This is a genomic window from Hymenobacter sp., assembly GCF_036388155.1.
Classification (GTDB): domain Bacteria; phylum Bacteroidota; class Bacteroidia; order Cytophagales; family Hymenobacteraceae; genus Hymenobacter.
Window position 1 is genome coordinate 45,520 of the sequence record NZ_DASVSI010000035.1, and the last position, 14,659, is coordinate 60,178.

A 14,659-nucleotide genomic window follows, 5' to 3' on the forward strand; every position below is an offset into this window, starting at 1 on the left:
TGGTTTCAGTCAGTCATACCGCACTTTCCTATTGGTCCCCGACCTTTGCCGCGTGTTCACGTTCACTTCTCTGCCGGCCTTATTGGGCGGCCACCTGCTGCAGGCTCCCCACGACCCGGCCACGCCCGTGCGTCACCTATTGCTGGACAGCCGCCGCGTGGGGCAGCCGGCCGGCGCCGTGTTCTTCGCCCTGCGCGGCCCCAGCCACGACGGCCACCGCTACCTGCCCGAACTATACGCCAAGGGCGTGCGGCTTTTCATCGTGGAGCAAGGACGCGAGTTAGCAAATGGCCTCGGGGCGTATGCGGGGGCGGGCATCATCAGCGTGCCCAGCCCGCTCACCGCTTTGCAAACCCTGGCCGCGGCGCACCGTGCTGAATTTACCGGCCCGGTGCTAGCCATTACGGGTTCCAATGGCAAAACCATTGTGAAGGAATGGCTAGCTCAGCTGCTGAGCCCCGATGAGGACATCTGTCGCTCGCCCCGTTCCTACAACTCACAAGTAGGCGTGCCGCTGAGCGTGTGGGAGCTGAACCCCGCGCGCCACACCCTGGGCCTGTTCGAAGCGGGCATATCGGAGGTGGACGAAATGGCGCGGCTCGAAGCCATCATTCGGCCCACCGAGGGCATTTTTACCACCCTCGGCACGGCGCACAACGCGGGTTTCTCCTCAGAGGAAGAAAAGCTTCGGGAGAAGCTACGGCTCTTCAGCGGGCTTCAGTTTCGGCGCTTATTCTATTGCCTCGACCACGCCGCGGTGCACGCAGCCGTTGAGGAACAGCGCCTTCCGTCCTTTCGCTGGACGCGCCGCGCCGATGCCGCCGCCGATGTGCACTTCGCCCTCGACCCCAGCGCTGGCAGCCAAACGCATCTGCTGGCCGAGTACCCCAGCGCCGGCATTGCGGCAGCCTTCACGCTGCCCTTTGCCGACGAGCCTTCGCTGGAAAACGCGCTGCATTGCCTGGCCGTGATGCTATTCCTGCAGATAGAGCCGGCCGAAATTCAGCGTCGCCTCACGCGCCTGCATCCCGTAGCCATGCGCTTGGAAATCAAGCTCGGCCGCCACGACTCCTACCTGCTCGACGACACCTATAACAACGACCTTGCAGGCCTAGCGCTGGCGCTCAATACGCTGAGCCGACAGTCGCGTCCCGGCCGCCGCACCCTCATTTTGAGTGAAGTGCTGGAGTCAGGACTGAGCGGTGAAGAACTGTACGCCCGGGTAGCGGCCCTGCTGCCCGCGGCGGGCGTCACCCGCCTCGTGGGCATTGGGGAAGCGTTGGCGCAGCAGCGGGCCGCATTTCCAGCCTCGCTGACAGCTGAGTATTACGCCAGTACAGAAGAGTTTTTAGCGGCTCTCGACCCCGCGGCCTTTGCCCGCGAAGTGGTGCTTATCAAGGGTGCCAGGCGCTTCGGGTTCGAGCGCATCGTGGCCGCGTTGCAGGCCCAGCAGCACGGCACGGTGCTCGAAGTGAACCTCGACGCCCTCAGCCACAACTTGCAGCACTACCGCCGCCAGCTGCAGCCCGGCACCAAGCTCATGGTGATGGTGAAGGCCTTTGCCTACGGCGCGGGCTCCTACGAAGTGGCCAGCTTGCTGGAGTTTCAGCGGGCCGACTACCTCGCCGTGGCCTACGCCGACGAAGGCACGGCCCTGCGCGAAGCGGGCATCAGCCTGCCCATCATGGTGATGAACCCCGCGCCGGACTCGTTCGAAACCCTGCGCCACTACCGCCTTGAACCGGAAATCTACTCGTTCGAGATGCTGGCCGAGTACCTGACCACATTCAGCTCCACCGACGCTGCCCCGCCCAAAATCCACCTCAAGCTCGACACCGGCATGCGCCGGCTGGGCTTCGACGAGGCCGAATTGCCCCAACTAACCGCCCAACTGCGCGAGCACGCTGCCCGCTTGCCCGTGGCCAGCCTGATGACGCACCTCGCCGCCGCCGACGACCCCGCCCACGACGACTTCACCCGCGAGCAGTTGGCCGCCTTCCGCCGCATGGCCGCCGTGCTGGAAGTAGCCCTGGGCTACTCCGTGCTCAAGCACGCCCTGAATTCGGCCGGTATCCTGCGCTTTCCTGAAGCCCATTTTGACATGGTGCGCCTGGGCATCGGCCTCTACGGCGTGGATGCCAGCGGGGGCGACGCCACCGCCTTACGGCCGGTGAGCCAGCTGCGAACCACCATTTCGCAAATCAAAACCTTGCCCGCTGGGCACACCGTGGGCTATGGCCGCCGGGGCGAGGCCGCCCCAATCGAGCGCCGCATTGCCACCCTGGCCATTGGCTACGCCGACGGCTACGACCGGCGCTTCGGCAACGGCGTCGGCTTGGTCCTCGTGCGCGGGCAGTCCGCGCCGCTGGTGGGCTCGGTGTGCATGGACATGTGCATGGCCGACGTCACCCACATACCCGGGGCCCAAGCCGGCGACGTCGCGCTGCTATTCGGCGAAGGCCTGACGTTGCCGGACCTGGCCAGCCGCATTGGTACCATTCCTTACGAATTGCTCACCAACGTGAGCGAGCGCGTGAAACGGGTGTTCGTCATGGAATAACCACTTGTTGTCGGGCTGTTGCTGTTTAGCAGCGTGTCCATTTCGGCGGCGTTTGGACGTGTGCGGCCACTCGGGTAGGGGAGCGTGAGACCAAGCGCGCGTTGCGTAACGGTGCGGCTTCGTGCGGGCACGATTCACCCCGCCCCTATTTCTATTCGCTGTGTCCTTTTGGGAGTTCAGCGGCCAAATTCTGGAATGTAGCGAAAGACGAATAAAAGAATAGAGCTCCGTGGAGTGCTTTGCACCCCAATCAAGGTCCGGTTTTTATTCTTTTATAGTTTTTTAATGAAGTCAACTTTACTCCCCATCGTACTCGCCGTGTTGCTGTGCTGTGGAGCCCCAGCCAAAAGCTGGGCCCAAGTCACGTCCACCGCTGCCATAGGCGGTACAATTGGCACCGACAAAGGCGCTGCTTTGGTGGGCGCCTCGCTTACGGTGCTGCACTTGCCCACGGGCATCAGCCGGGTCGCTACGACCGATACGACGGGCCACTTCGACATGAACACCATGCTCACGGGTGGCCCTTACATATTGCGCATCAGCCAGCCCGGTTTCCGCTCGCAGGTAATCAATGACGTGTATTTGAAGCCGGACGCGCCGGTGAACCTGACGTTGACCCTGGTGCCCGACGTGGTGGCCGTGGGCACGCGCCGCACCGACCGCAGCGCGGCCGACGCCGTGGACCCGGTTGACGTAATCGACATGCGCGACTTGGCCCTGACGGCCCCGCGCACCGACGTCGGTCAGATTCTCAATTACGTGGTGCCCTCCTTCAACTCGACCCGGCAAACCGTGTCCGACGTGTCGGACCATGCGGACCCCAGTTCGTTGCGGGGCCTGGGCGTCGACCAAATGCTGGTGCTCGTAAACGGCAAGCGCTTCCACAGCCAAGCGGCCCTGAACCTGCTGGGCACGCGCGGCGTGGGCAGCTCGGGTACCGACGTGAACGTGCTGTCGGCCAATGCCCTCGACCGGGTGGAGGTGCTGCGCGACGGCGCGGCGGCCCAGTACGGCTCCGACGCCATTGCCGGCGTGATGAACTTCGCCCTCAAGACCGACAATCGCGGCGGCAACGTGCTGGTGAACACCGGCCTGCACCAAGCCGGCGACGGCCTCAACACCACGCTGAGCCTGAACAAAGGCTTCAAGCTGGGCGACAAAGGCTTTGCCAACCTGACCGGTGAGGCCGACTATCGCGGCTACACGTCGCGCGCCATCACCCGCGACGTAGAATCGCACCCGGTGTTCTCGACCAGCCCCGCCGAGGAAGCCGCAAAAATGAAAGGCCGCGAGGACGAGTTTGCCCAGCGCAACGGCGACGCCCGGAGCATCAACTACCGCTTGCTGTACAACGCTGGCGTGCAGGTATCCGGCAAAAGCCGTTTTTACACCTTTGGCACCTACAACCGCCGCAACGGCGAGTCCCGCCAACCGTGGGTGCTGGGCCTCGCTTCGCCCGCCGACGTGGTGCCCGGCTTAACCTCGCCGCTCGGCTACCAGCCTCGGCAAACCAACACCCAGGACGACGCTTCGCTGGCCTTGGGTTTCACCACCGAGCTGGGCAAATGGACGCTTGACCTGAGCAACGTGGCGGGCTACAACCGCATGCAGGCCGACCTGAGCGAGTCGGTGAACCCCCAGCTGGGAACCACGTCGCCTACTTCCTTCCGCACCGGCCAGGTGTCGTTCTTGCAAAACGTGAGCAACGCCACGGTCAGCCGCTTGTTTGACAAGGTGCTGGCCGGAACCAACGTGGCCTTCGGGGGCGAAGTGCGCAACGACACCTTCACCAAAACGAAAGGCGACCTGGCCGGCTATACGGCCGGAACCAAAGGCACGACTGGCGCCGACGCGGGCGCGCAAGGCCTCCTCAGCTTCGACTCGGGCCTCGACGTGAGCCGGCAGAACTACGGCGGCTTCCTCGACATCGAAGCCGACGTGCTGAAGAACTGGAGCCTGGGCACGGCCATTCGCTACGAGAAATACTCCGACAACAAGGAATCAGACTTCATTTATAAGGTGTCGAGCCGCCTGCGCGTGAGCCCGTGGCTGGCCCTGCGCGGCGGTTTCAACACCAGCTTCCGGGCGCCGTCCATCCAGCAGCAGTCTTATTCCCAAACCACGGTGTTCCATGCGCCCGACGGCAACATCAACGCCCTGCTCATTCCCAACACCAGCGCCATCCGGCAGCAGCTGGGCTTCGCGGCCCTGCGCCCGGAGACTTCGCGCAACTTCCGCGCCGGCCTGGTGCTCACGCCCACCCCGGCCCTGACTTTCACGGCCGACGCCTACAGCATTGCGGTGGACAACATCATCCTGCTGTCGGGCTTGTTCTCGGCCGAGGCATTTCCCTCGGCTGGTTACGCGCAGTACCTGAAGGACAACAACGCCTCGGTGGGGCAGTTCTTCACCAACGCGGCCGACACCCGCACGCAAGGCGTTGACGTGGTGGCCCGCTATGCGCACGCGGTGGGCCGCGGCAACCTCTCGTTGAGCCTGGCCGCCAACTTCAACCGCGTCACCGTGGATGCCGAGGTGCCCGAGAAATTCGCGGAAATTCAGGACGACGACGATTACGACGTGAACTACATTGACCAGCGGCCGCTGTCCATGCTGGAAACGGGCAGCCCCGCTTCCAAGGTGTTTACCTCGGCGTCGTTCGAAATGGGCCGCTTCGCCATCCAGTCGCGCCTCACCCGCTTCGGCGAGGTTGCTTACTACGATTACAACTTCGCCCTGATTGACGAAGGCTCGTATTTCCTGCGCTTCACCCCCAAGTACGTCACCGACCTCATGGTATCATGCCGGCCCACCAAGTCCGTGACGTTCACCCTTGGCGCCAATAACTTGTTCAACGTGCTGCCCGACAGCAAAAAGCAAGCCGCCGCCAACGGTCACCTCCCCGAAGAGGCTTACGGCGAAGGCAAGTCGGTAGCAGAGTTTGAGCGGGATTTCCGCGCCGCTCACGGCTCGTTGTTCCTGCCCTACGACTTCGACACCGTGCCGCACGAAGCGGTGCAAATGGGCGCGAACGGCGCATTTTTCTACCTGAAGGCCGCTTATACACTGGGCCTGTAAACGCAGCGAATTCAGGGTCTTTTTAGCAAATTTTTATACCTGCTTCCCGTTGGGAGCAGGTATTTTTTGTGTAAGTCGACAAATAATACAAGGTTGGCAAGGTATTTATTTTGCTATTTTACAGTTGGGGCAACGCGTCCATAATAACTTTGGGGTGCTATAGTCCTTCGTGAAGCTTTTTTTAGGATATGACCATCACTACTTTTCGTTTACCGTTCCTTCTGGGCGCGCTTTTATTCTGCATCCAATTCGTGGCGCCCGTGCAGGCACGCCCTGGTTCTGCGCCGCTGGCCGTGGCCGATGTGCCTCCCCTCGACGGACTCTGGAAAGGCCAATTGAAAGTGCCCGGCGGCCAGCTCGAAGTCATCTTTCGCTTCGTGAAACTCACCGGCGGCGAGTATTTCTGCACGCTCGATGTGCCCCTGCAAAAGGTGAGCCGCATGAACGTGAAGACCGAGGTGAAAGCCGATACCGTGCGGCTCTTCGCCGAAGAAGCCAATAGCCGCTTCGTGGGCAAGGTAACGGCCGACGGCAAGCAAATGACGGGCACCTGGCAGCAGCCAGGCTTCAAAGTGCCCATGACGCTGACCTTCAGCCCTCTGCCGGCTATGAATGCTAAGAACGTGCGCCTCACCCCGCCTTACCGCGAGGAAGAAGCCACTTTTAGCAACTTGGCCGTCAACGCCCGGCTGGGGGGCATGCTGACCATTCCGGCGGGACCGGGGCCGTTTCCGGCCGTGGTGCTGCTCAGCGACGTAGGCCCACAGGACCGCGACGGCACCGTGGGCGACTTTGCGCCGCTGGGCATGCTGGCCGACTACCTCACCCGGCGCGGCATTGCCGTGCTACGCTTCGACGACCGGGGCGTGGGCAAGTCGGGCGGCACCCCGGCCGTAACTACCGCCGACCTGGTGAGCGACGCCCAAGCGGGCCTGAACTACCTGCGTACCCGGCCCGAAATAGACCTTTCGCACCTGGGTTTGGTTGGGCACGGCGAAGGCGGCAACGTTGCCTTGTTGGCCGCTGCGCAGCCGCTGCCGCCCGCGTTTGTGGTGGCCCTGGCGGCGTACGGCCTACCCGGCCGCGACATTGTGGTGCAGCAGCAGGCCACCACCTTGCGCACGCTCGGCACCGAGTCGGCTCAGATTGAAGCTGCTACCAAGCGCCAGCTGGCCATGCTGGAAATCATCCGCCAGACCACCGACAACGCCCAGGCGCAAGCCATTGTGGCCAACATGCTGAAGCAGAACAACGCCGCCATCGACAACGCCACTGCCCAGTCGAGCGCCGCCGAAATGACCTCGCCCCGCTACCGCTACTTCTTGGCCTTCAACCCCGTGGAGAAGCTGCCGGCCGTGAACTGCCCCGTGCTGCTGCTCAACGGAACTTCCGACCTCACCATCAACGCCGACGCCAACCTGAAAGCCCTCGGCGCCGGCCTGAGCAAAAACAAGAACGTGACGTCTAAAAAGCTGGCCGGTGTCAACCACATGTTTCAACCCGACGCGACTAAGTGGCCCATCGTGAATGGCCAACCCCAGCCGAACTTCTCGCCCGAGGCCCAGGAGACCATTCGGGAATGGATTGTGACCCAAGCCAAAAAATAGGACCGCAGATTTTCGCGGATTTAACCGATTGCGCGGATTCTGGCGGCCTGATACGGCGCGAGAACCCTCCGCCAAGCAAGACAAGACTTATGGCCAACAGAAAAGGCCCCGCGCTGGCGGGGCCTTTTCTAATTTACAAAATAGGAACAACTCAACGCCGCCAGAATCCGCGCAATCCGTTGAATCCGCGAAAATCTGCGGTCCTTATTTAATCATGTCTACCTCGGCCTTAATCATGGCGTTGTAGCGACGGCCCTGGCCGTTGGCCAAGGTCAGTAGGTTCCAGCCTTTGCCGATGGTGTAGCTCCAGGTGCGGCTCTCCTTGTATTCGAAAGTGGGGCGCATAATCTGGCCGTAGGGCGTGTAGTTGTCCATGAAGTTGGTGGTGTAGAACTTGTCGCCGCCCACAATCCACTCCATGGCCACAAAAAAGCCTTCCTCGGGCGCGGGGATGTTGTAGGTGCTCAAGTCAATGGTGTACCATTCGCCGCCGCGCGAAGCTGACACCACAACGTTTTCGGTGAGCAGGTCGGTGTTGGGGGCGTTGTAGTTGCCGTCGGCCTTGTACAAGCGCACGCGGAAAGGCTCGCGCGGGAAGCCGTTCTCGCCGATGTAGAACGAGACCGTGCGCACGTTGCCCAGCTTCTTTTGCTTGTCGTTTTTGACGAAGAAGGCGTACTGGCTGCCGGGCAGGCCCTGAATCATCCCCTCGCCCGGGTTATTGGACTTCGAGCCCAGCTCTAGATTCTTGAGCTTGCCGCCTTTCACCACCACGCCTCCGCTCGTGCCCAAGTCAACAAAGCGCTTTTTCAGTTCCACAATAAGGTCTTCGGTGCTGCCGCGCTTGATGAAAACGGCGCTGTGCTCGTAACCCAACGTCATAACAATCAGAGAATCCTGACTGGTTTTTTCCAGGCCGGCTAATTGAAAATAACCATACTCGTTGGTGAGCGCGCCGGTGCCTTCTTCGCGCAACCCAATGGATGCAAAAGGCACGGGGTCTTTGGTTTTCGCGTCAACGACGCGACCCGTAATGCGGTTTTCCTGTGCCCAGCTTAGTGCTGGCAATAGCAATAGAACCCAAAAAGCAAGAAAAGGTAGGCGTTTCTTCATTGCCAAGAATAATTATAATGGATGTAAGACTGGCAAATTTACAAATTCTCTGCCATTATACCGTCATTGCTGGTCATTGAGAGCAACAAAGGTTTTTGTGAATGCAAATTTTGCTACTTACGATGTTGCTCTTAATGCAGATTTTTTAATATTAAAGTAAGCTAAATACTGCCGCCTGCCTCCAAAATGGCCTTTGCAGGCCGATTGAGCAAGCCAGTTTTTCTAAAAAGAATAACATAGTTGAGCTGAGTGCGTATCGACAAAAAATCATTCTCACCTTCTTTTCTTCTCACATGAAGACTACTTTTTTGACTTTGCTGGCCGCCACGGTTCTGCTTGCCAGCTGCGAAACCAAACGCTCGGAAACCAAAGACCAACTAGCAGAAGCAGGTCAGGATACCGCCGTGATGACGCGCGACGGCCAAACGGCGGGCGACGTAGCCGCCAGCGCCGCCAATTCGGTAGACAATGCCTGGGACATGACCAAGGCGAAACTGGCCGACGTGAAATTCAAAGAAATTAACTTGCCGGGAGTCAGCGTGCGGGGAGACAGCACCTACAACGTGTATAGCGTGGACGAAACCGTGCTCTTCGATACCGATAAGTCGGAAATTAAATCGACGGCCGCGGCTACGCTGCAGCAAATCACGGGCTCCATTGGCCAGCGCTACAGCAACGGCCAGGTGCGCGTGATGGGCTTTGCCGACTCGCGCGGCGATAAAAACTACAACCGCGAATTGAGCGAGAAGCGCGCCGAAGCCGTGAAAAAGTACCTCGTGTCAAACGGCAAGATTGACGCCAGCCGGGTGAGCGTGGAGCCCATGGGCGAGAGCAACCCGGCCGCCACGAACGCCACCCCTGAAGGCCGGCAGGAAAACCGCCGCGTGGAAATAGCCGTGCGTACCAAGTAAGCATTGCCAATAGGCAGATGGCAAGGCCCGTGCGCTCATGCGTGCGGGCCTTTTCTGTGCAATGCTCACTGCATAAGCACCTCGGCGGCTGGCTTGCCCTGAACAAGGTGGCTTTGGGTGTTCGGGAGAAACACTGCGCCTGGTCTTAGAGTTGTTTTAGGGCGTGTGACTGCTGGCAAATTCGTCCGGGGCCGGGCAGTCATTTTTACTATACACGCTAGTCTTCTGCTTATCTTTCGGGTCTTTTATATTGCTTTAAGAATTTTTCAAAATGGTTAGGTGCTTGATTTGGGTGCTTGTGCTACTATGTACGCCAAGTGCCGGGGAATTGTGGGTCGCTGCCAGCACGCTGGCCGCCGAGCCGCTGCCTCTGGGAGGATTATGGAAAGGTAAATTATCGGTGCTGGGTGGGCAGCTCGACCTCACCATCAGCATAGTGCCCCTGGCCAACGGCAAGTATTTTGGGGCGTTGGATGTGCCGGCTCAAAAACTAACCCGGGTACCCACCGAAGTCACCGTGCGCGGCGATTCGGTGTTGTTGTCGATGCCGGGCGCGGGCAGCCGCTACGCCGCCCGGTTCGACGCGGCGAAGAAAGAGTTGAATGGGATTTGGAACCAGACGGGCGTGAAGTCGGCCGTGGTGCTGCGCTATTCGCCCATGCCTGCCGTCAACGGCCCCGGCACGCGCCTGGCTCCGCCCTACCGCGAAGAAGACGTGGTGTTCAACAACCCCGTGTCGCGGCTCAACCTGGCGGGCACGTTGACGGTGCCCGCGGGGCCCGGCCCTTTCCCCGCCGTGGTACTGGTCAGCGACCTCGGGCCACAGGACCGGGACGGCACCGTGGGCGACTACCACCTGATGGGGTCGCTGGCCGACTACCTTACCCGGCGCGGCATTGCCGTGCTGCGCTACGACGACCGCGGCGTGGGTCAGTCGGGCGGCAGCACCACCACGGCCACCACGGCCATGCTGGTGAGCGACGTGCAAGCCGCCATCAATTTTCTGCGCGCCCGATTGGAAGTTAACATCAACCGCATCGGGGCCGTGGGCCACGGCGAGGGGGCCAATGTGGCCTTGCTGGCTGCTGGCCAGCCGCTGCCGCCCGCGTTTGTGGTGTCGCTGGCCGGCTACGGCCTGACCGGAGAGCAGACGCTGTTGCAGCAACAGGTGGCGCTGCAGCGCTCCAAAAAGCTCGACCCCGCGCTGGTGCAAGCGGCTTATGAGCGGCAGCGCACCATGTACGACATCATCCGGCAGACCAACCCGCCTCAGACCCAGGCCATTGTGAGCAACATGCTGCGCCAAGACCAACCCGGCCTCGACCCCAAAGAGGCGCAGACTGCCGCTGCACAGCTGCTTACCCCGTGGCGCCGTTATTTCCTAGGCTTCGACCCGTTGGAAGAGCTCGACCAGGTGCAGTGCCCCGTGCTGCTGCTTACCGGCATGGATGACCTGGAGTCGCCCGCCGACTTGCACCAAGCCGCCCTGGAAAAAGAGCTCAAAAGCATTAACCGCAATACCGTGGCCAAGCGCTTGCCCGGCGTCAACCACCTGTTTCAGCCCGCTAAAACAGAGTGGACCCTGATGAACGGAGAGATGAAGCCTCTCTTGTCGACCGTGGCGCAGGAAACCATTCGGGAATGGATAGTTGGGCTAAGCCCTGGGGCTAAGAGCCTACCCAAATAAATGGACAGCAAAGTGCTGTCATGCATACCCGGCGCCCGTCTAGCCGAACCCAAAGCGCTTCTGTTTGAGCAGGTTGTTTGGCTTTAACAGCCGCGCTGTGCTATTTAATCATGTCTACCTCGGCCTTAATCATGGCGTTGTAGCGCAGGCCTTGGCCGTTGGCGGCCGTAATCAAGCTCCAGCCCTTGCCGATGGAGTAGTTCCAGGTGCGGCTTTCTTTGAACTCAAAGGTGGGGCGCATAATCTGGCCGTAGGGCGTGTAGTCGTCCATGAAGTTGGTGGCGAAGAACTTATCGCCGCTCACCACCCACTCCATGGCCACAAAAAAGCCTTCCTCGGGTGCGGTGATGTTGTAGGGGGTCAGGTCGACGGTGTACCACTGGCCACCCTGGGGGGCCGAGACGACCACGTTTTCGGTGAGCAGGTCGGTGTTGGGGGCGTTGTAGTTGCCGTCGGCCTTGTACAAGCGCACGCGGAAGGGCTCGCGGGGGAAACCGTTCTCGCCAATGTAGAACGACACGGTCCGCACGTTGCCCAGCTTTTTCTTCTTGTCGTTCTTCACAAAGAAGGCGTACTGGCTGCCGGGCAAGCCCTGAATCATGCCCTCGCCGGGGTTATCGGATTTAGCGCCGAGGCCCAGGTTTTTTACTTTCCCAGCTTTCACCACCACGTTGCCAAGTTGCACGGCTCGCTTGGGCACTTCGATGGTGAGATTGGGCACTGCTACCCCGCGCTTGACCAGCACAGCCCGCCGGCCGTAACCCAGCGCCACGACTACCAGAGAGTCGTCGGCGCCTTTGGTGGGAGCAGGTACAATGAACTGGCCGTGCTCGTTGCTCAAGGCGCCAATCTGCTCATTCTTAAGGCCGATGGAAGTGAAAGGCAAAGGCTCTTTGGTGTCTTTATCGACAATAACTCCCTTGATTTGCACTTGTTGGGCCCAACCTGGAGCTGTAGCGCTGGCTAAAAATAATGATAAAAAAAGTAGGCGTAGGGACATATAATAAGAGGTAGAACGAACAAAATTACAAATTCGAGGCAGAAAGTTATTGCTAAATATTAGCAGATACAACTTTCCCAAGAAATGTAGGACAAACCATGGGCAAGCCAGAGTAAATGAACTAGATGTTTTTAGTCCTTGGAAAAACTATAAGCAGTTTGAAAGCGTTTGTGAACGTACCTTTGTTTGTATTCTTTCTAAATAAGCAGTTAACCGTTTTCGCCCGTGGCATTATTCCGTCGTACCAGTCAAGTCCCATTGTCCGCTACCGCCGTTCGGCGCACGGCCAAGGATTTGCGGGTGGGCGAGACGGGTACCATTTGCTGCTTGGAAGACCCCGAAATGGCGTTGAAGCTCTTGGAAATGGGCTGCGTGCCCGGGGTGCAAGTGCGGCTAAGCGGCCGGGCGCCTTTGGGCGACCCGCTGATGCTGGTACTGGGCAATCAGGAATATACGTTGTCGGTGCGAGCCAGCGAGGCGGCCACCATTTTGTTGAAGGAGTAGGGCGCAGCGTATGGCGGCGATAGAAAGCAACTTAGCGACCGCAGTTCCCGCTGCACCGCAAACAGGACCAACTACCACAGCCCGGCCCTTGCGTATAGCCCTGATTGGCAACCCCAACAGTGGCAAAACCTCCCTGTTCAACCAACTCACGGGGCTCAACCAAAAGGTGGGCAACTTTCCTGGGGTCACGGTTGACCGGAAATCTGGTTTTGCGCAGCTCACGCCATCGCAGCGAGCCGAAATTGTGGACTTGCCCGGCACGTACTCGCTCTATCCCAAGAGCCTGGACGAAAAGGTGATTACCGACCTGCTCTACGACAAAACCGCTGACGGCTACCCCGACTTTGTGGTGGTGACGGTAGACGCCAACAACCTGCGGCGCAGCCTGCTGCTGTTCACGCAGCTCGGCGACCTCGGCCTGCCCGCCGTGCTGGCCCTCAACATGATGGACGTGGCCGAGCGCCACGGTGTCAACATTGACTTGCCGGCGTTGGAGCAGGAACTGGGCGTGCCCATCATCCCGATGAATGCCCGCAACGGCAGTGGAGTGGCCGCGCTAAAAATTGTGATGGCACAGCGGCTGGACGCCGCACCGGTGCGTTTCTGGGAGCCCGACGAGAAACTGCTGCCGCTAGTGCGCCAGATTCGTTACTACTTCGACCTGCACAACGATTACCTGGCCCTGCACTACGCCCAGCAGTTCCGCCAGATTAGCTTCTTGAGCGCCGACGACAAGGCCCACTTGCAGGAGCTGACTCACAAGTACAGCTTCGACGCGACGGCGCAGCAAGCGGCCGAAACCATTGCCCGCTACTCGCGCATCAACGAGATACTGCTCGAGACGGTGACGGTGACGCGCACCGAAACGCGCGAGCCCATTAGCAACCGCATCGACAAGGTGCTGACGCACCGCGTGGGCGGCTACCTGATTTTTCTGGGCATTCTGTTTCTGCTGTTTCAGGCCATTTTTGCCTGGGCGCAGTACCCCATGGACTGGATTGACCAGGGAATTTCGGCCTTGAGCGGCGTCATTCAGGACAACTTTTCGGGGCCGCTGGTGCGGCTCCTCACCGAAGGTGTGCTGGCCGGCTTGGGCGGCGTGCTGATTTTCATTCCGCAGATTGCCTTGCTGTTTGGCTTCCTGGCCGTGCTAGAGGAAACGGGGTACATGGCTCGCGTAACCTTCTTGATGGATAAGCTGATGCGCCCTTTTGGCCTGAGCGGCAAAAGCGTGGTGCCCCTCATTTCGGGCCTGGCCTGCGCGGTGCCGGCCATCATGGGGGCGCGCACCATTGAGAGCTGGAAAGACCGGATGATAACCATTTTCGTGACGCCGTTAATGTCGTGCTCGGCGCGCATTCCGGTGTACACGGTGCTGGTGGCGCTGGTGGTGCCGGACGAGGCGGCCTGGGGCATTTTCAACCTGCGCGGCGTGGCCCTGATGGGGTTGTACTTGCTGGGGCTGTTCTCGGCCTTGGGCTCGGCCTGGGTGCTGAAGAAGGTCTTGAAAGCCCGCGAACGGAGCTACTTCATCATGGAATTCCCGGTATACCAGTGGCCGCGCTGGAAAAACGTGGCCCTGACCATCTACCAGAAAGTGCAGGCCTTTGTCTTTCAGGCGGGTAAGGTGATTATTGCCATTTCGGTGCTGCTGTGGGTCCTGGCCAGCTACGGCCCTGGCCAACAGCAGGAAACGGCCGAAGCGCAAGTGCGCCAACAGGCCACCGCGCAAGCCTGGGACGACGCCGAAACCAGCCGCCGGGTGGCTTCAGCGCGCCTGGAGAATTCCTACGCGGGCTCGTTTGGGCGGGCGCTGGAGCCGGCCATTCGGCCCCTGGGCTACGACTGGAAAATTGGCATTGCGCTGCTCACGTCGTTTGCGGCGCGGGAGGTATTCGTGGGCACCATTTCCACCATTTACAGCGTGGGGCAGGATGCCGACATGGGCACGCTACAACAGAAGCTGAGCGCCGAAAAGGACGCCAACGGACAGCCGTTTTTCACCCCGGCCCGGGCGTTTTCGCTGCTAGTGTTCTACGTATTCGCCATGCAATGCATGAGCACGCTGGCCGTAACTTACCGCGAAACCAAGAACTGGAAGTGGCCGCTGGCGCAACTTGTATACATGACGGGCTTGGCCTACGCGGCGGCTTTTGTGGTGTACCAGGTATTGGCGTAAGGGCAGAAGGCTAGTCAAGC

Annotated in this window: 9 protein-coding genes; 7 read left to right on the forward strand and 2 right to left on the reverse strand. The window is 60.3% G+C overall.

Annotated elements, in window-relative coordinates; translation table 11 throughout:
- Nucleotides 1-52: 52 nt before the first annotated feature.
- The 3 genes from VF629_RS05230 to VF629_RS05240 all read left to right on the forward strand — a co-directional run bounded on the left by VF629_RS05230 (nucleotide 53) and on the right by VF629_RS05240 (nucleotide 7,245).
- Nucleotides 53-2,560: a bifunctional UDP-N-acetylmuramoyl-tripeptide:D-alanyl-D-alanine ligase/alanine racemase gene (locus VF629_RS05230; RefSeq protein ID WP_331057399.1), complete on the forward strand. Its 2,508-nt coding sequence runs from the start codon at nucleotides 53-55 to the stop codon at nucleotides 2,558-2,560.
- A gap of 285 nt (nucleotides 2,561-2,845) precedes the next feature.
- A complete protein-coding gene (locus tag VF629_RS05235) occupies nucleotides 2,846-5,638 on the forward strand; it encodes a TonB-dependent receptor (RefSeq protein ID WP_331057400.1) in 2,793 nt (930 codons plus the stop codon).
- Between the two features lie 188 nt (nucleotides 5,639-5,826).
- Entirely contained in the window at nucleotides 5,827-7,245 is a 1,419-nt protein-coding gene (locus VF629_RS05240) for an alpha/beta hydrolase family protein (RefSeq protein WP_331057401.1), read from the forward strand.
- A gap of 204 nt (nucleotides 7,246-7,449) precedes the next feature.
- Here VF629_RS05240 and VF629_RS05245 read toward each other — a convergent pair whose 3' ends face one another.
- Complete coding sequence (locus VF629_RS05245) at nucleotides 7,450-8,358, reverse strand: carboxypeptidase-like regulatory domain-containing protein (RefSeq protein ID WP_331057402.1); 909 nt, start codon at nucleotides 8,356-8,358, stop codon at nucleotides 7,450-7,452.
- Between the two features lie 293 nt (nucleotides 8,359-8,651).
- On the opposite strand from VF629_RS05245, the gene VF629_RS05250 reads away from it, so the two are divergent.
- Nucleotides 8,652-9,269: an OmpA family protein gene (locus tag VF629_RS05250; RefSeq protein ID WP_331057403.1), complete on the forward strand. Its 618-nt coding sequence runs from the start codon at nucleotides 8,652-8,654 to the stop codon at nucleotides 9,267-9,269.
- 328 nt (nucleotides 9,270-9,597) lie between these two features.
- Nucleotides 9,598-10,956: an alpha/beta hydrolase family protein gene (locus tag VF629_RS05255; protein WP_331057404.1), complete on the forward strand. Its 1,359-nt coding sequence runs from the start codon at nucleotides 9,598-9,600 to the stop codon at nucleotides 10,954-10,956.
- A 100-nt stretch (nucleotides 10,957-11,056) separates the two neighbouring features.
- On the opposite strand, the gene VF629_RS05260 is transcribed toward VF629_RS05255, so the two are convergent.
- Nucleotides 11,057-11,956, reverse strand: a complete 900-nt coding sequence (locus VF629_RS05260) for a carboxypeptidase-like regulatory domain-containing protein (protein ID WP_331057405.1) — start codon at nucleotides 11,954-11,956, stop codon at nucleotides 11,057-11,059.
- A 258-nt stretch (nucleotides 11,957-12,214) separates the two neighbouring features.
- Here VF629_RS05260 and VF629_RS05265 point away from each other — a divergent pair, with 258 nt between their 5' ends.
- Nucleotides 12,215-12,460 (forward strand): FeoA family protein, encoded by a 246-nt coding sequence (locus tag VF629_RS05265; protein ID WP_331057406.1) that lies wholly within the window; start codon nucleotides 12,215-12,217, stop codon nucleotides 12,458-12,460.
- A gap of 88 nt (nucleotides 12,461-12,548) precedes the next feature.
- On the forward strand, nucleotides 12,549-14,639 hold the full coding sequence (gene feoB, locus VF629_RS05270; protein WP_331057407.1) for a ferrous iron transport protein B: 2,091 nt from the start codon (nucleotides 12,549-12,551) through the stop codon (nucleotides 14,637-14,639).
- The last annotated feature ends 20 nt before the right edge of the window (nucleotides 14,640-14,659 follow it).